Annotated in this window: 15 protein-coding genes; 8 read left to right on the top strand and 7 right to left on the bottom strand. The window is 62.7% G+C overall.

Annotation, left to right across the window (positions count from 1 at the left end; all coding sequences use genetic code 11):
* The first annotated feature begins 202 nt into the window (after positions 1-202).
* The 4 genes from ACJO3T_RS04200 (at position 203) to ACJO3T_RS04185 (ending at position 3,724) form a co-directional block, all read left to right on the top strand.
* On the top strand, positions 203-2,329 hold the full coding sequence (locus tag ACJO3T_RS04200; RefSeq protein ID WP_406965914.1) for a marine proteobacterial sortase target protein: 2,127 nt from the start codon (positions 203-205) through the stop codon (positions 2,327-2,329).
* Between the two features lie 2 nt (positions 2,330-2,331).
* Positions 2,332-2,928 (top strand): class GN sortase, encoded by a 597-nt coding sequence (locus tag ACJO3T_RS04195; RefSeq protein WP_406965916.1) that lies wholly within the window; start codon positions 2,332-2,334, stop codon positions 2,926-2,928.
* Between the two features lie 148 nt (positions 2,929-3,076).
* Entirely contained in the window at positions 3,077-3,319 is a 243-nt protein-coding gene (locus ACJO3T_RS04190) for a GlsB/YeaQ/YmgE family stress response membrane protein (protein ID WP_406965918.1), read from the top strand.
* Between the two features lie 3 nt (positions 3,320-3,322).
* Complete coding sequence (locus tag ACJO3T_RS04185) at positions 3,323-3,724, top strand: MAPEG family protein (RefSeq protein WP_406965920.1); 402 nt, start codon at positions 3,323-3,325, stop codon at positions 3,722-3,724.
* Between the two features lie 56 nt (positions 3,725-3,780).
* On the opposite strand, the gene ACJO3T_RS04180 is transcribed toward ACJO3T_RS04185, so the two are convergent.
* Positions 3,781-3,987: a hypothetical protein gene (locus ACJO3T_RS04180; protein ID WP_406965921.1), complete on the bottom strand. Its 207-nt coding sequence runs from the start codon at positions 3,985-3,987 to the stop codon at positions 3,781-3,783.
* Between the two features lie 336 nt (positions 3,988-4,323).
* Here ACJO3T_RS04180 and ACJO3T_RS04175 point away from each other — a divergent pair, with 336 nt between their 5' ends.
* The 3 genes from ACJO3T_RS04175 (at position 4,324) to ACJO3T_RS04165 (ending at position 8,451) form a co-directional block, all read left to right on the top strand.
* Complete coding sequence (locus tag ACJO3T_RS04175) at positions 4,324-5,772, top strand: rhomboid family intramembrane serine protease (protein ID WP_406977872.1); 1,449 nt, start codon at positions 4,324-4,326, stop codon at positions 5,770-5,772.
* Positions 5,773-6,118: 346 nt separating this feature from the next.
* A complete protein-coding gene (locus ACJO3T_RS04170; protein WP_406977870.1) occupies positions 6,119-7,297 on the top strand; it encodes an acyl-CoA dehydrogenase family protein in 1,179 nt (392 codons plus the stop codon).
* 14 nt (positions 7,298-7,311) lie between these two features.
* Complete coding sequence (locus tag ACJO3T_RS04165; protein WP_406977868.1) at positions 7,312-8,451, top strand: acyl-CoA dehydrogenase family protein; 1,140 nt, start codon at positions 7,312-7,314, stop codon at positions 8,449-8,451.
* A 79-nt stretch (positions 8,452-8,530) separates the two neighbouring features.
* Here the strand turns inward: ACJO3T_RS04165 and ACJO3T_RS04160 are convergent, their stop codons facing one another.
* Positions 8,531-10,003 (bottom strand): hypothetical protein, encoded by a 1,473-nt coding sequence (locus ACJO3T_RS04160; protein WP_406977867.1) that lies wholly within the window; start codon positions 10,001-10,003, stop codon positions 8,531-8,533.
* A gap of 258 nt (positions 10,004-10,261) precedes the next feature.
* Here ACJO3T_RS04160 and ACJO3T_RS04155 point away from each other — a divergent pair, with 258 nt between their 5' ends.
* Positions 10,262-11,518 carry a hypothetical protein gene (locus ACJO3T_RS04155; protein WP_406977865.1) on the top strand — a complete coding sequence of 419 codons (1,257 nt, stop codon included), beginning with the start codon at positions 10,262-10,264 and terminating at the stop codon, positions 11,516-11,518.
* Positions 11,519-11,560: 42 nt separating this feature from the next.
* Here ACJO3T_RS04155 and ACJO3T_RS04150 read toward each other — a convergent pair whose 3' ends face one another.
* The 5 genes from ACJO3T_RS04150 to mnmH form a co-directional block, all read right to left on the bottom strand.
* Positions 11,561-11,926, bottom strand: a complete 366-nt coding sequence (locus tag ACJO3T_RS04150) for a histidine triad nucleotide-binding protein (RefSeq protein WP_406965931.1) — start codon at positions 11,924-11,926, stop codon at positions 11,561-11,563.
* 61 nt (positions 11,927-11,987) lie between these two features.
* Positions 11,988-13,292, bottom strand: coding sequence for an FAD-dependent monooxygenase (locus ACJO3T_RS04145; RefSeq protein ID WP_406977863.1), 1,305 nt, complete (start codon positions 13,290-13,292; stop codon positions 11,988-11,990).
* 72 nt (positions 13,293-13,364) lie between these two features.
* Positions 13,365-13,925: an aminoacyl-tRNA deacylase gene (locus tag ACJO3T_RS04140; protein WP_406965934.1), complete on the bottom strand. Its 561-nt coding sequence runs from the start codon at positions 13,923-13,925 to the stop codon at positions 13,365-13,367.
* A 229-nt stretch (positions 13,926-14,154) separates the two neighbouring features.
* Positions 14,155-15,012: a mechanosensitive ion channel family protein gene (locus tag ACJO3T_RS04135; protein ID WP_406965936.1), complete on the bottom strand. Its 858-nt coding sequence runs from the start codon at positions 15,010-15,012 to the stop codon at positions 14,155-14,157.
* A 99-nt stretch (positions 15,013-15,111) separates the two neighbouring features.
* Positions 15,112-16,203, bottom strand: coding sequence for a tRNA 2-selenouridine(34) synthase MnmH (gene mnmH, locus ACJO3T_RS04130; protein WP_406977861.1), 1,092 nt, complete (start codon positions 16,201-16,203; stop codon positions 15,112-15,114).
* Positions 16,204-16,252 lie beyond the last annotated feature (49 nt).

Genomic DNA, 16,252 nt, shown 5'->3' with positions numbered 1-16,252 from the left:
TCCATGTTCCCCTGTTACGTGGCCCAAATGTAACGGGCGGGACGGAGCCGGACAAGCACAAGGGGCTGCTTTTGGCGGCTATTGCCACAATTCATCATTTTCCGGACGTTTCCTCGCCAGATTGCACCACGGGTTCGACGTTTCCCGACGCTTTAATGGGTTCCACAACATCCAATACCAAATGGAAAAAGGAACCTGAACCATGCTACCCAGCAAGCCATTACCGGGCTACCGGACGGACCAGCAGCCCGGACGACCGCAGCGCCTCAGCCACCGGCAGGTGAGGCGGATGGAGGGCGCCAGCCTGTGGCTGGCCATGTTGATGCTGCTGTTTGTGCAGCCCCTGTTTGTCGAGGTGGAGGCGCAGGAACGCCAGGTGGCGGAGGGCGCCGGTGAGTTCCATTATGTGGCCGACCAGGGTCGGGTGCCGGCGCCGGTGCTGAGCACCGACTACCAGGTGACGATCACCGGCCTGATCGCGGAAACCCGGTTGCGCCAGACCTTCGGCAACACCTCCGGGCAGTGGCAGGAAGGGGTGTATACCTTCCCCCTGCCCGAAAACGCCTCGGTCCATGCCATGACCATGACCACCGACGAACGGGTGATCGTGGGGGAAATTCGCGAACGGGAGCAGGCCCGCCGGGAGTACCAGAAGGCGAAGGAGGAAGGCCGCCAGGCCGCCCGGGTGGATCAGCAGCGCCCAAACCTGTTCACCACCCACCTGGCCAATATCCCGCCGGGGGAGAGCGTGACGGTGGAACTGAAATACCAGCAACTGGTCCACTACGACAGCGGTGAGTTCAGCCTGCGCCTGCCCACCACCCTGACACCCCGCTATATCCCCGGTGTACCGGAAGTGCCCGGCGATACGGAATGGACCGGGGGCTGGGCGATGCCCACCACCCAGGTGGCGGATGCCCACCAGATCACCCCGCCCCAGTTGGCCCATGAGGATGTGGCCAGCGGCAGCCACCAGGCCACCATCGCTATCGAACTGAACGCCGGCCTGCCGCTGGGTGAGGTGAGCAGCCCCAGCCACGACGTGGCGGATGTCCATGATGGTAAACGCATCCGGGTGACGCCAACGGCCGGCAAGGTCGTCATGGACCGGGATTTCCGCTTGCGCTGGCGACCAATACGGGGCCAGGAACCGGCGGCCGCCGTGTTCCATGAGACCTGGCAGGGTGAGGACTACCTGCTGGCGATGCTGGTGCCGGGAGAGCAGGGTAGCCGGGTGCTGACCCGGGAGCTTATCCTGGTGATCGACACCTCCGGTTCCATGGCCGGCGACTCCATCCGCCAGGCCCGGGAAGCGCTGCTCACCTCCCTGGATACCCTGGGGCCAGGTGACACCTTCAATATCATCCAGTTCAACAGTCACACCAGTCGCCTGTTCCCGCAACCGGTCACCGCCGGTGCCGACAACCTGGACCGGGCCCGTCGCTACATCCGGAGTCTGCAAGCCAATGGTGGCACCGAGATGGCCACTGCCCTGGAGGCAGCGCTACTGGACCGGGAAGAGACCACTATCACCGACCTCCGCCAGGTGGTCTTCGTGACCGACGGCGCGGTGGGTAATGAACAGGCCCTGTTTGGCCAGATCAGTGACCAACTGGGCGGCAGCCGGTTGTTCACTGTGGGCATTGGCAGTGCACCCAATATGCATTTCATGCGGCAGGCGGCCCGTTATGGCCGTGGTACCTACACCGCCATCGGTGACCTGTCGGAGGTGTCCAGCCAGCTCGACACCCTGTTCCGCAAGATGCAGTCGCCGGTACTCACCGGCATTGATGTGGACTGGCCGGACGGGGTGGAGCCCGGCGAACAGTTCCCGGCCCGGGTCGGGGACCTCTACCTGGGCGAACCGATGATGTTGCTGGCCCGTGGTTCCTCCCCGGAGGGGGCGCTGGAGGTGTCCGGCTCCCTGCCAGGCGGCCAGTCCTGGCAGCGGGGGCTGGCCCTGGATCAGTCGGCACCGGGTACCGGCGTGCACCGGCTCTGGGCCCGGGCGCAGATTGACCAGTTACTGGATCAGGGCCTGTCGGGACGGGTGGATGCCGATACCCGTGAACAGGTGCTGACCCTGGGCCTCCGGCATCAGCTGGTCACCCCCTACACCAGTTTTGTGGCCACCGACAAGACGCCGGCCCGGCCCGTGGAGGAAGAACTGAAGAAGGCCGCGGTGCCGTCACTGATGCCCGCTGGCAGTGCGCACCAGCGCATCGGTTACCCGCAGACCGCCACCCCTGCGCCGTTGTTGATGGTCAGTGGCCTGCTGGGACTGCTGCTGTCGGGCGTGATGGTGTTGATCCGTCGCTGGAGGAGGTGATCATGGGGCGTCTGCTGCTGTTGGTGGTCACCCTTTCCGCCGGTCTGCTGCTGGCGGGCCTGTGGATTCCCTTCAAGGCGGTGGTGGCCCAGGAACTGTTGTCCCTGGCCTGGGCCCGGACACAAGCGAGCCAGGTGGAGAGCCGACCCTGGCCCTGGGCGGACACCTGGCCGGTGGCGAGGTTGCAGTTGCCCGGGGAGCAGTCCGCCCTGGTGGTGCTGTCCGGGGGGCATGGCGAGAGCCTGGCCTTCGGGCCGGGGCAGGTGAGGGGCCCTGAGCTGGGTGGGCGTCCACAGTCGCCGGTAGTGATTGCCGGCCACCGGGACACCCATTTCCGGCCGCTGAAGGACATCCGCCAGGACCAGGAAATCCGTCTGCAATTCGCCGACGGCGTGTGGCAGCGGTACCGGGTGGATTCGGTGCGAATTGTCGACAGCCGCCAGGAACGGATGGACCTGAACCGCTATACCTCCAACTCCCTGGTACTGGTGACCTGCTACCCCTTCAACTCCCTCAACGCCAACGGGCCCCTGCGGTTCGTGGTGGAGGCCAGCCGTGATATGGCCTGGCCATCGGACGAAACCGCCGCCGGCGTCTGAGACCGGCGGCCGGCTCCCATCGGGTCGCTGGTATCGCCAATGCGCTTGCATGCGCCTGAAAATCACGGCAATCTCGGTTCATCCAATGGCGGGCGTCCGGTATCCAACCGGTCGCCCGCTCCTACGGTACTACCAGGGAGTAACACGGATGAACCTGATTCTGTTCCTGATTATTGGTGGTGTGGCCGGCTGGCTGGCCGGTCTGATCATGAAGGGCCGTGGCTTTGGGGTTCTTGCCAATATCGGTATTGGTATCGTCGGTTCGTTTATCGGCGGTTTCCTATTCAGCCTGCTGCAACTCCACGCAGGGGGCACCATTGGCGAGCTGGTCACCGCGACGGTGGGCGCCGTGCTGCTGCTGGCCGCCATCAACGCCATCAAGAAGGGTTAATCTATGCTGATGCCGGTTACTGCTGTATTCGCAGCCGTTACAGCAGTCCTGCTGTTATTCCTGTCCGCCCAGGTGTCCCGCTACCGTCTCAAGTACCGCCAGGGACTGGGTGTCAACGACGACCGGGAATTTGAGGTGGCGGTGCGTGCCCAGGCTAACCTGGCGGAATACGCACCCATGGCGCTGATTCTGATGGCAGTGGGAGAGCTGAACGGTGTCAATGCCCAGTGGATCTACTGGGTGGGCATGGCGTTCGTGGGTGGGCGCATTGCCCATGCCTACGGCATGTTCAACGGCCACGGCGGGCCACATATGGCTCGGCTGTCGGGTATCCTGTTGACCTGGCTCAGTCTGTTTGTGATGGCGATACTGGTGGTCTGGAATGTGATCCAGGTGCAACCCTGATAGCGAAGGGGCGCCGACCTCTCCCGGCCCTGGGGCCGGGAGAGCCGGACGGGTGATCAGATAACAAGGGCGAGGGCTTCCTCCCGGGCTTTCTGAACGGTGCTTTCCTGCCGGGCGCAAGCCAGTTGGCCGGGGGGTGAAACCGGTGCGTCTGTGTGAACTTCCATGGTTTCTTCCGCCTGGACCTCTTTGCTGGCCTGGGCTGCCTCAAGTGCCGCTGCGCGAGCAATCAGCTCCGGGCTATCCAGTACAAGTACGGTCATGTCGAATTCCTTATTTCCATTGGGTCAGGCTATTGTTCTTATTCCCGCATACTATCGTCGGTATGCGGGGGCTTGGCAACCCCTCGGGTGATTGCCCTGATTGAATGACATGGTTGTGACTGCTGTATGACATGCGCTGTTCCTCGTTTCGGGAAAATTTGACAGTTGTCCTGTCTCTCATGGCCATTACAGCGCGCAATGCTGGCCGGGCTATGGTAAAAATCCGGCTGATCACCGATACATTGTGATGAAATGTGCGGAGTAGTCCCTGGCACCTGATCCCATAGGACGGTCGGGGTCACCGTAGAGCCAGACGTTGTATGACGGTATGCCCGGATGTTGATAGTTCCCGCTGAGAAAAAAATCGACTGGCGTCATCCACCCTGGATGACGTTTGCCCTGATGCTCTCCTGTGTGCTGGTGTTTGTGTTCTACCAGTCCAAGGATCCCGAGCTGTTTGGTGAGGCCGTGACGCAGTATGTGCAGGCGGATCTCGATCGCCTGGAAGCGCCTATCTACGAGGACTACCTGGAGCGGAAGATCAGTTTTGAGGGCCAGAATGAGCTTCAGGACCTGTTGGACTGGTTGCGGTACCTGGAAGAGGAGGGGGACCGTGGCACTCTGAGCTCGATGATACTGAGCGATCCGTTTTTCTACGACTATCTGCAGGACAATCGTGCCATCCTGATGGCGACCCGTGACCGGGCGCACTGGCAATCGGAGCGTGACCGGATTGAAGAGCAGTACCTGTCCCGTATGAGTGCCAGGGAATCGGGGCTGGTGCCGTCTGATCTCAACGCCTACTCGCTGGTCACCTACCAGTTTCTCCATGGCGGCTGGGGCCACCTGATCGGCAATATGGTGGTGCTGTTCCTGCTGGGCTTCACCGTGGAGCGGGCTCTGGGTGCCGGTCGCTATCTTCTGGCCTATCTTTTCAGCGGTGCCGTGGCCGGCCTGACCTACGCCGCGTTTCACTGGGGGGAACCGGTGACGCTGGTCGGGGCTTCCGGTTCGATTGCCGGGCTGATGGGCATGTATGTGGTTTTTTTCGGGCTCAAGAAGATCCGTTTTTTCTATTACCTGGGTTTCTATTTCAATTATTTCCGGGCGCCGGCCCTGGTGCTCCTGCCGGTGTGGCTCATCAAGGAGCTCTACTTTTTCTGGTCGGATACTGGCGACGGCGTGGCCTACATGGCCCATGCCGGCGGACTGGCAGCCGGAGCCGGCCTGATCCTGCTCATGGGCAAGGGCTGGTTCCAGGCCCGGGAGTCATTTTACGAGCCGGAGCCAGAGGAGCAGGACGAGGCCTTCACCAGGGAGTACGCCAAGGCCATGGAGGCCCTGTCGCGGATGGATTTCACCCTGGCCCGGCAGCGGTTTGAATCCCTGTGGCAGGCACATCCGGACCGGCCCGTGTTGCTGGAGCACCTGTACCACCTGGACAAGTTGCGACCAGCCCAGCCCGCCTACCGGGAGCGGGCCGTGGCCCTGATGAACCAGTACCTGCGCCTGCAGCAACCGGAGAACCTGCTGGCTACCTGGCAGGAGTACCTGGAACTGGCGGAGTCCACCCAGCCCCTGGCCCCGGAGGAGCATAACCGGGTGCTGTTCGCGGCCCTGCGGGGCGACGACCTGAGGCTGGCAGAGAAGGCGTTTGCGAAAGTGAAGGCGTCTGGCAGCGCGGATATGGTACGGGAAGCCGGGCGCCTGCTGGCGGAGGAGTTCAGCAAGCGCCAGATGGAGCCCAAGGCCAACGAGTATCGAATGCTTCTGAAGACACTCTGACCAGGGCCCCGAGAAAATCCGGGGCTTCCGCATTGTGGAATTCCGGAGGGTTTGTCACGCCCACCGGATTCCGTTACCCTTCCGTACATTAGTGTATTGTCATTGAGTTTATTAACTGACTGAAAGTATGGATAAAGTCGGTTTTCCCTGAAACAGGGTCGCGTTCAGGGCATGACAGAACACCCAGGGATAAGGCATTATTCTTCCGGATTTCCGCTTTTGGCTTTTGCTGAGCGGAACTGAATTCCATAGTGACACCGGCAGCACAACCACAACTGTCAATTATAAAGACCGTCAATCCGGTCCCAGACGACCCAATCCTGTGCTGCCCCCAAGGAGAGCAAGCATGACTGATCTGGATACCTTCCGTCAGGAAACCCGGGCATGGCTTGAAGAGAATTGCCCCCAGAGCATGCGTTCCCCCTTCAAGAGCGACAAGGACGCTTGCTGGGGTGGCCGCAACTTCCAATTCCAGAGCGAAGACCAGCGCCTGTGGCTGGAGCGTATGGCCGAGAAGGGCTGGACCGCGCCGGACTGGCCCACCGAGTATGGCGGTGGTGGCCTCAGCCGTGAGGAGCACAAGGTGCTGCTGGAGGAAATGGCCCGCATCCAGGCGCGTCCGCCGCTGAACAGCTTCGGTGTCTGGATGATTGGTCCGGCGATCCTCAAGTTCGGTTCCGAAGCCCTCAAGCAGCAGCACCTGCCTCCCATCGTGCGGGGCGAGATCCGCTGGTGTCAGGGGTACTCCGAGCCGGGGGCCGGCTCCGACCTGGCGGGACTGCAGGCCAAGGCCGAGGACAAGGGTGACCACTTTATCGTCAATGGCCAGAAGATCTGGACGTCCTATGCCGACAAGGCGGACTGGATGTTCGCCCTGGTGCGCACCAACCCGGATGTGAAAAAGCAGGAAGGTATCAGCCTGGTGCTGTTCGACATGGAAACCCCGGGGGTATCCACCCGTCCCATCAAGCTGATCTCTGGTGATTCCCCCTTCTGCGAGACCTTCCTGGACAACGTGCGGGTCGAGAAGGACCAGGTCGTGGGCGATATCGACAAGGGCTGGACCATTGCCAAGTACCTGCTGACCCACGAGCGCAGTATGATCAGTGGCTTTGGCGGCACCGCCGCGGGCCAGAAGACCCTGGCCGAGATAGCCGTGGATGCGGTCGGTCTGGAAGACGGCAAGCTGGCGGACCCGCTGCTGCGCGCTGATATTGCCGCCTGGGCCATTGATTCGATCGGCCACGAGCTGACCTCCGAGCGGGCCAAGGACGAAGCCAAGGCAGGCCAGGGCGTGGGCAACGTGTCCGCCATGCTCAAGCTGGCCGGTACCGAGCTGAACAAGCGTCGCTATGAACTGCTGGTGGCCGCCTTCGGTAGTGAAGGCCTGCTCTGGGAAGGCGACGACCGACCCGCCGGGGCCCTGCCCCAGCAGTGGCTGCGCACCAAGGGCAACTCCATTGAAGGGGGCACCTCGGAAGTGCAGCTCAACATCATCGCCAAGAATATTCTCGGACTGGGCTAAGGGCGGAGACCATCATGCAAAAGCTTGTACTGACTGAAGAACAACAGATGCTCAAGGATGCCGCCCGTGGCCTGTTCGGCGAACAGGCGCCGGTATCCCAGCTACGCAAACTGCGGGACGAGAAAGACCCGCTGGGTTATGTGCCGGAATTCTGGAACCAGGCCGTGGAACTGGGCCTGGCCGGTACCCTGATCCCGGAAAGCCACGGCGGCTCCGAGTTCGGCCACGTGGGCATGGGGCAGGTGATGGAAGAGGGCGGTCGCACCCTGGCCGCCTCGCCACTGTTCGCCTCCGGCGTGCTGGGCGCCTGTGCCCTGATGCTGGCGGGCAATGACAGCCAGAAGGCGATCCTCAACGACATCGCCACCGGCAGTCACCTGACGGCCCTGGCCATCGACGAGACCGGACGCCACCAGCCCCTGCGTGTGGCCACCAAGGCCGAGGCCCAGGGCGGCGGCTTCGTGCTCAACGGCAGCAAGACCTTTGTGGTGGATGGCCATATCGCCAACACCCTGATCGTGTCCGCCCGCACCAGCGGTGGCGAGCGTGACGAGTCGGGCATCACCCTGTTCCTGGTGGACCCGAAGGCGGAAGGCGTGAGCGTCGAGCGCACCATCTTCCCGGACGGCCGCAACTACGCCAAGGTTCAGCTACAGAATGTGGCCGTGGATGCCGATGCCGTACTGGGCGAAAAGGACCAGGGCGCCAGGCCGCTGCAGAAGCTGCTGGATATCGGCAGCGCCCATATGGCGGCGGAACTGCTGGGCCTGTCCAGCGAAGCCTTTGACCGCACCGTGGCCTACATGAAGGAGCGCAAGCAGTTCGGCGTATACATCTCCTCCTTCCAGGCCCTGCAACACCGCGCCGCGCACATGTGGAGCGAGCTGGAGCAGGTGAAGTCCATGGTACTGAAGGCCTTTATGGCCCTGGACGCGGATGACGAGCAGGCCTCCCTGCTGGCCAGCGCCGCCAAGGCCAAGGCCAGCCAGGTGGCGGAGCTTGTCACCAACGAAGGCGTACAGCTGCACGGTGGCATGGGCATGACCGATGAATTCGACATCGGCCTGTTCATGAAACGCGCCCGCCCGGCGCAACTGCTGCTGGGTGATTTCCGCTACCACGCGGACCGTGTGGCCAGCCTGAAGGGCTTCTGAGGCAGCAGCCACCCATCAGCGTGGATCAGGAAAACGGCAGGGTCGGAAGGCCCTGCCGTTTTTTTGTGCCAGGCCGATGTTACGAGGCGGCGTTGCTGATGTCGGAGGCGGGAGCGAACGTTGCCTTCGGGCCTTTCAGTGGCTCCCGCTTGTCGGCCTGGGCAAGGTAGGCGTCGATGGCTGCCTTTGTCTCCGGATCACTGGTGTTCTTGCCGGCGAACTTCAGGAAGGTGACGGCCTTGTCCCATTGCTCGAAGCCGTTGGCCAGGATCCGCGCCACCAGGATATAGGCGGGGGCGATCTGGTCGCTGTCCGGGAAGCGCTTATGGAAATCCTTCAGTAGTTGCAGCGCCGGTTTTGGCTCGTGCTGGAGGAACAGCAGGTCGGCGCAGGCCACCACCAGTTCCGGCTCCTGGGGCTGGAACTGCGGGTCCTTCTCACGCAGCAGGGTGAGCAGGGTTTTCATGTCCCGGTGTCTGCGATGGGCCACCATCCAGCTCAGCAGTTTGGCGTGGTGGCGGTGCAGGGCGTCCAGGTCATGGCGGGCCAGGGAAAGCTGGTAGAGCTGGCCGAGCCGGTTGGGGTTGGCCGGGTCCCGCTTCAGGGCTTCCTCCAGTATCCCCGCCACCCGGTTGTAGTTGCCTTCCTTGAGGTTCATGTCGATATCCGCATCCACCCGGCGGGAGCGGTCCCGGTTCGGGTCCGCCGGTGCTTCCTCTTCCTGGAAATCGCTGGCGAAGCCCAGCTCCTCCTGATACTGGAACAGCAGGTAGCCGAGCATGTGGAAGACGATCACCATGAACGCACTGCTCAGGAAACCGCCCAGGGGATAGGCGACCACCGGGTGGAAGTGCACAAAGGCCATTTCCTGTGCGGCCGCGGAGGCAATGGTCATCAGCACCAGGAAGCCGTAGAACACAAAGTACGGCCAGCCAATCGACGAAATCAACGCGGTGATATGCAGTGGGTTCAGGGCCGGGAAGATGGAATCCTCCATGGCCAGGATCATGATACAGGCCGGCGCCGCCAGGTAGGCCAGGCCCATTACCACAAGGCCGGGCAGCGGCCCCAGCAGGACAAAGGCGGATGTGACGGCGGCAATCATGACGACGACCACCACAAAGCTTTGCAGGCCCAGTGCAAAACCCTCCCCGGACCAGGCCTCGGTCACCGGGGGCGGTTTCATGTGGCCGTTGGCGGTGTGCCGAATCACGGTATAACAGTATTTGATCAGTATCAGTAGCAGCACCATGTAAATGATCCAGCCCACCAGGCCAGGGCTCAGGAACAGTGGCACCACGGTACAGATGATGACCACCAACAGCGGATCGGAATAGAAGGGGTAGCGGAAGAAGGCCGACAGCCGCTGCCAGAAGGGCTCCACCTCCGTCGCCGCGCCCAGATAGCGCATGTTGCGCCCGCAATGGGGGCAGAGCCCGGTCTGCCGACGCGGATCGGCATCCGGCATGCAGCCGGAGCAGTAGTGGATCAGGCACTCTCCACAGTGCCACTTGGCGGGCTCGCCGGGGTGGTAATGGCAGTCGTTCTTCACAGCGTGGTTCCTTACAACTCTTGCCCACATGATTGCAGATCGGGCCGCTTCCGGCCATCCGACCCGCGTAAAAAGCCGCTGGCCGAGGGGCATGGTATCCCAGGCCTCAACCAGTTTGGTGGTAGCTGCACACATTACACAGATTCACAAAACGGCACTTACCGGGGGCGGCGTTAATTATGTATATTAGTTAATGAATTACCGGCCAACGGAGTGCCCGCAGGGTCGGAAGGCGAATAACACAAAAGGGATGTGAGTATGAAGCGCGTATTGCTGGTGTTGCTGGTGGCCGCCGTTGCCGGTGTGTTCTATGCCAACTACCGAATTACCAGTGAGGTTGAGGAGGGACTGGAGCTATCGAAGAGGCAGTTGTCCCTGTTCGGCCAGCTCGATTGGGGCGATGTCTCCGTGTCGCCAATGGGGGCGCTCAGCATCACCGATCTGAGCTTTACGCCTCACGGCACCCCGGAGGAGTATCGGGTGGAGGAAGTACGGTTTGAAACCGCCCATCTGTTCGAGCTCTACCGCATTTCGTTCGAATTGGATCAGCGCGAGATTCCCGAGGAAATGCACATCAAGGTCAACGGCTTTGAGGTGGACCTGGATTCTTCCCTGTTCCGCAATATGGAGGCCCAGGCAGGCCCCAGTACCCTGGTGTCCAGGCTGATGACGGCGGGTTGTGGTGATCGCAGCTACTTCGGTATCGATGACTACATGGACATGGGCTACGGCGTCTGGGTGGCGGACATGAACATCGGCTACCGCATGAGCCATTCCGGCACCCGCATGAACCTGGATTTTGACGTAGTGTCCCGTGGCATGGTCCGCCTGGTGACCGATATGGCGGTGGATCTCAACCCCACGGCGGCCCTCAACCTCAATACCGCCAGTGATGCCAAGGTCAGCCGGGTCAAGGTGGCCATTACCGATACCGGCCTCAACGAACGCCGCCATGACTTCTGTGCCGGCGAAGCCGGAGTTGCCCGCGCCGACTATCCCGGCCATCACCAGCAGGCCTGGATGCAGGTGTGGAACCGGGACGGCCTGGAACCCAGCCAGACCCTGGTGGATGCCTACCGGCGCTTCTCCAACGGCCAGAGTGACACCCTGATCCTAGCCGTCGAGCCCTATCCGAGCCTGGACGCCAACGACCAGTCCATGAGCATGGACCCCACCTACCTGTCCGGCCGACTGAGCCCTTCCGTCGCCGTGGCCGGGGAAGAACCGGAATCGTTCAGCGTGGCCAGTGTGGAACCGGTGGATACCGACGTGGCGGAAGAATCCGGACAGGATCAGGAGGTGCAGGCGTCTGATCCCCTGGACATTACCGGCAGCCTGCACCAGCACCTCAACCAGGATGTCCGCCTGACCCTGACCGATGGCCGCCGTGTTGACGGTCGGATCAAGGGCATTGAGAACGGCCGGCTTCAGTTCAACCGGCGACTCCACGGGGGCACCATGGTGGTTCCGATTCCCCTGGCGCGGGTCGAGCGGGCAAGGCTGGTTGAGAACTGAGGCTGAGCCGGGGGCGGGTGCCTACCCGGCCCCGGCGGGGTATCAGCCCTTCTTCATGCGGTCGGTATAGGGCGGCCAGCCCAGGGGCTTGCCCGCCAGCAGGTGCAGATGGATGTGGAACACTGTCTGCCCGGAATTCTCACCACAGTTCATGACCACCCGGTAGCCGTCGTCGGCAAAGCCCATGTCCTTCGCCAGTTTGGCTGCCACCCAGTAGAGGTGGCCCACCAGTTCCCGGTCATCCTCCTGGATGTCGTTGATGGTGGCGATCTCCTTCCTGGGAATGATCAGCAGGTGCACCGGCGCCTGTGGGTTGATGTCCCTGAATGCCAGGCTGAGGTCGTCCTCGTAAACGATATCGGCGGGAATCTCACGGTTGATGATCTTGGTGAAAATCGTTTCGGCCATCTCTGGGTCCTTGTTGGTGGTTCTCTGGTGAACAGTCATGATGCCATCTGCAAGCTCTGGGTCATAACCCCGTCAATCGCCCCAATGCCGGAGCACGGCGGAGCAGCGCTTCCACGGGGGCGGGCAGTTGCTCGTCCAGGCCCATGGCGTAGCGCGCCACCCGGTTGCGGCCAAACGGCAGGGTCTGTGCAAGCCCCAGGCCCAGGTTGCGGGCGGCCCATAATGGGGTTAAGCGGTTGCTGAACAGGTGGTAGAACACATCCATGGCCAACATCATGCGGCGGTTGGCGGGGCGGCGCTGTTCCTCGTACTGGGCCAGCAGCGACGGCGATGCCGGGTCCTGGCCTTTGCGCCGAGCCTCGTCCAGCAAGGCCTGCAGGCAGCGGGCGTCCTGGAAGCCCAGGTTCACCCCCTGGCCGGCCAGGGGGTTGATGGTGTGGGCGGCATCCCCTACCAGCACCGTGCGGCCCTGGTAATAGCGATGGGCATGCTGACGGGCAATGGGGAAGCTGGCCCGGGCGGCCACCGCCGTCAGGGGCGGCAGGTCGTCCGGGAAGGCGGCCTGCACCCGGGCCAGGAAGTCGGCTTCCGGCAGGGCCTTGAGTTCGGCATGGGTGGCCGGGTCGTCGTACCACACCAGCGATGCCCAGCTTTCCCCGGTGTGGGCCGGGCCGGCATCGTGGAGCGGCAGGAAGGCCCGCGGGCCGGAGCTATGGAAGGCCTGCCAGGTAATATCCTGAGGCGCGCCCCGGTAGCGGACACTGGCCACCATGGCCTGTTGTTGGTACTGGTCCCGGGTGACGCCGATGCCGGTAAGCTGGCGCACCTGTGATCCGGCCCCATCGGCGCCGATCACCAGGCGCCCGCTGATCTCGCGACCGTCCTGCAGCGTCACCCGGGCGGTGTCCGCCTGCTCCGTCAGTCTTTCCACGACGGAGCCCGCAAACAGGGTGATGGTGTCCTGTTGTTCGGCCCGCTGCCACAGGGCCCCCTGGGTGACCTGGTTCTCGACGATGTGTCCCAGGTGGTCCGTTTTCAGGTCCGAGGCGGAAAAGGTGGTCCGGGGAGGCTGGCCGGGCAGCCACTGGCTGACGGGATGGCCCCGGGCTTCCCACACCGACAGGCGCCGGTAGGGTGTGGCCCTCATGGCCATCATGTGGTGCCAGACGCCAAGGTCGCGCAGGTAGTGTTCACTGCCCACACTCAGTGCGGAAACCCGGATGTCGGGGTCGCCCTGGTCGTCGAATTCCGTGGGCCGGCCCTGGTCAATCAGGGCGATGTGGTGGCCCTGATCCGCCAGCCCATTGGCAATGGCGGCGCCGACCATGCCGGCGCCCACCACGATAAAGTCGAAGGTCTGAGTCATAAGAACGTTCCTGGTCAGACCCCCAGTTTACGGACCTTGCCGGTGCAGGCAAGCGGCTATCCTTGCCGGGGCTCAATAACCCGCCAGTTCCCGGCGCTTGATCTGCTCGTCCGACGGGGCGGCGGCCTTCTGGCGCTTGTGCATCCACGCCGGTTTGCGGGCGCCGGGACGGATAAAGCCCTTCTCGATCACCACCGGATCCACCAGGGCCAGGAAATCTTCCGTCTTCATATGGATGGAGGACTCGTGGGAGCCGGCGGCGAAGGCTATGTCGGGTTGTCGGGTCAGGGCCTCGCTGCAGTAGACGGCCATGCCAAACAGGTTGCCGAAGGGTGGCATGGCGCCGACCTCACAGTCCGGGAAGCGATCCTTGAATTCCATCTCGTCCGCCAGTTCCAGGAAGTCGGTCTCCAGGACATCGCTTAGCCGGTCCCAGTGGATGCGCCAGGTGGAGGGCATGACCAGCATGGCCATCTTGCCGTCCAGTTCGATGATCACGGTCTTGGCCACCCGGTCTCCGGGGATCCGGCCATGGTGGGCAAGTTGTTGGGCAGTGTAGGCGGGGGGATGGGACAGGGCGATGAAATCGGCCCCGGATTTTTCAAGGAAGGCTTTGAGTTGTTTTCCCGGCATAGTGTTACCTCCTGCCAGTGCGACGTATATGGCTGCGCCAGGGCGTGCGCAGTCAGCTTCACTATTGCCTAGCTTAGCCAACTGGGAGGGGATTGCGAGGGGCCGGAGTGAAAGACTGTGATCCGGGCCGTCCGGCAGGCATGGCGGAAGCCGCGCAAAAGGCGGTCAGGCCTGCTGGGGGATGACATGGGAAGTGCCGGATCACCCGGTGGGGCGACCCGGCAAGGGATCACTCCGCCGTGTCCTGCCCGTCGTCGGAATGCTGGTAGATATGTACGTCCCGCTGCGGGAACGGGATGGAGATGCCTTCCTGATCAAAGGCCTTCTTGATCTTCTCGGTCAGCTCCCAGTAGGTGGGCCACAGATCGTCGGTCTTGACCCAGGGGCGGGCGAGGATGTTGACCGAGTTGTCTCCGAGGCCGGCAACGGCAATGGTGGGCGCCGGGTCCGACAGTACCTTGTCGTTCTCGTCAATGCAGCGTTTGATGATGTCCTTGGCCTTGTCGATATCATCGCCGTAACCGATGCCGAACGTCAGGTCGCAGCGCCGGGTGTCGTAGTAGCTGACGTTCACCAGGGATGCATTGGACAGTGACCCGTTGGGGATAATGATGCGGCGGTTATCGAAGGTGTTGACGATGGTGTACAGGATATTGATCTCGGCCACGGACCCGAGAAAGCCCTGAGCCTCAAGGGTGTCACCCACCTTGAACGGCTTGAAGATCAGGATCAGTACGCCACCGGCGAAATTGGCCAGGCTGCCCTGCAGCGCCAGGCCTACCGCCAGGCCGGCGGCACCGATGACCGCTATGAAGGAGGTGGTGGCGATGCCCACCATGGAAGCCACTGAAATCAGCAGCATGATCTTCAGCAGTGCGCCGATCAGGCCGCCCAGGAACTTCGCCAGGGTCGGATCCCTGGCCATGAGCCTGGCGTCGAGGAGCCTGACCACGCGGTTGATCAGCCAGAGACCAATGATCAGGGTCACAATGGCCAGTACCACCTTGGGGGCGTACTGCATGATCATCTCCACGGCGATGTCCAGCCATTCACTGGCCTTGCCGTTTGCTCCAAACAGGTCTTCCATACTGTCTCCTGATGCTTTCGAATGAGTGGTGGTTCCTGAGGTGGCGGTCACCAGGAACCGGACGCAACAAGGCGTCCGGAAGGCGGTGCGGCCCCGGGATTACTGCCGTGTCGCCCAGTCCGCCAGAGCCTGGGGCCCTCCTGCCATGGCAATCCGGCCGGACTTCTGGCTGAGCTGGTAGTCATACATTGGATCATAATAGTCGGTCAGTAATGACTTTATCCATCTTTCGTGGCCCGACAGGTCACCGGACTCCGCCTGCAGGGCCAGGGCGTCCTCCATGATCCGCCGCAGGCGCTGGTGGCGTTCGCCGCCCAGACGCTTGCGGACCCGGTCCAGGGCACTGAGCAGGTAGTCGCAGAAGTTCTCCCATCCGGCGGCCTCGCCATCGCGTTGCCGGTAATCGCGGAGCATGTCCTCCACGTAGTCCTCGCGGATAATGGCGATGCGCTCCGACAGCGGCCGCTCCAGGATCAGCAGCGGCGCCGAGGCCATTCGCTCCCTCAGGTCCAGTGGCAGGCTGCAGCGGCCCACCAGCCGGCCTTCATCCTCCAGGTAGATGGGGCCGCCCCGGTCCTGTGCCTTGAGCATGGCCACGGCGAGGGCGTTCTCGAAATCGATCTGGGACGGCTGCGGCGTCACCTGCCGGCCAAAGCTGGAACCCCGGTGGTTGGCCAGGCCCTCCAGGTCCACCGGGTTGGGCATGTCATGCAGTACCCGGGTCTTTCCGGTGCCGGTACGTCCGCTGATTACGTGGAAGGTGCCCTGCTGGATGACATCGTCCAGGGAATCGATCAGGAAACGGCGCAGGGCCTTATAACCCCCCTTGACCAGGGGGTAGTCAATACCGGCTTCCTTCAGCCACTGCTGGGTCAGCCGTGACCGTAACCCGCCCCGGAAGCAGAACAGGTAGCCGTCCGGGTGTTGGATGGCGAACCGCTTCCAGGCCTCAATCCGCTCGGCCTTGATGTCGCCGGCAACCAGTTGGTGGCCCAGGCGGATGGCTTCCTCCTGGCCCTTCTCCTTGTAGCAGATACCGACCCGGTGGCGCTCCTCGTCGTTCATCAGGGGCGCGTTGGCGGTGTTCGGGAAACTGCCCCGGGCGTACTCAACGGGGGCTCTCACGTCCATCAACGGGGTGTCGTTCAGGAAGATCTGACGGAACTGGTCTGTGTCGGGACGGATACTCATGCCTGCAGATTGTCATCCATCAGGTGAAAAAGGGACGCTAGTATAACGG

Origin of the sequence: Marinobacter shunpengi (assembly GCF_045449715.1) — a bacterium.
Lineage (GTDB): Bacteria > Pseudomonadota > Gammaproteobacteria > Pseudomonadales > Oleiphilaceae > Marinobacter.
This window is presented reverse-complemented; position numbering and strand designations above follow the sequence as displayed.

Excerpts from the sequence above, each read along its gene's own strand:
- ACJO3T_RS04200 (WP_406965914.1), top strand. The coding sequence starts at position 203 with ATGCTACCCAGCAAGCCATTACCGGGCTACCGGACGGACCAGCAGCCC.
- ACJO3T_RS04195 (WP_406965916.1), top strand. The coding sequence starts at position 2,332 with ATGGGGCGTCTGCTGCTGTTGGTGGTCACCCTTTCCGCCGGTCTGCTG.
- ACJO3T_RS04190 (WP_406965918.1), top strand. The coding sequence starts at position 3,077 with ATGAACCTGATTCTGTTCCTGATTATTGGTGGTGTGGCCGGCTGGCTG.
- ACJO3T_RS04185 (WP_406965920.1), top strand. The coding sequence starts at position 3,323 with ATGCTGATGCCGGTTACTGCTGTATTCGCAGCCGTTACAGCAGTCCTG.
- ACJO3T_RS04180 (WP_406965921.1), bottom strand. The coding sequence starts at position 3,987 with ATGACCGTACTTGTACTGGATAGCCCGGAGCTGATTGCTCGCGCAGCG.
- ACJO3T_RS04175 (WP_406977872.1), top strand. The coding sequence starts at position 4,324 with ATGTTGATAGTTCCCGCTGAGAAAAAAATCGACTGGCGTCATCCACCC.
- ACJO3T_RS04170 (WP_406977870.1), top strand. The coding sequence starts at position 6,119 with ATGACTGATCTGGATACCTTCCGTCAGGAAACCCGGGCATGGCTTGAA.
- ACJO3T_RS04165 (WP_406977868.1), top strand. The coding sequence starts at position 7,312 with ATGCAAAAGCTTGTACTGACTGAAGAACAACAGATGCTCAAGGATGCC.
- ACJO3T_RS04155 (WP_406977865.1), top strand. The coding sequence starts at position 10,262 with ATGAAGCGCGTATTGCTGGTGTTGCTGGTGGCCGCCGTTGCCGGTGTG.
- ACJO3T_RS04150 (WP_406965931.1), bottom strand. The coding sequence starts at position 11,926 with ATGGCCGAAACGATTTTCACCAAGATCATCAACCGTGAGATTCCCGCC.
- ACJO3T_RS04145 (WP_406977863.1), bottom strand. The coding sequence starts at position 13,292 with ATGACTCAGACCTTCGACTTTATCGTGGTGGGCGCCGGCATGGTCGGC.
- ACJO3T_RS04140 (WP_406965934.1), bottom strand. The coding sequence starts at position 13,925 with ATGCCGGGAAAACAACTCAAAGCCTTCCTTGAAAAATCCGGGGCCGAT.
- ACJO3T_RS04135 (WP_406965936.1), bottom strand. The coding sequence starts at position 15,012 with ATGGAAGACCTGTTTGGAGCAAACGGCAAGGCCAGTGAATGGCTGGAC.
- mnmH (WP_406977861.1), bottom strand. The coding sequence starts at position 16,203 with ATGAGTATCCGTCCCGACACAGACCAGTTCCGTCAGATCTTCCTGAAC.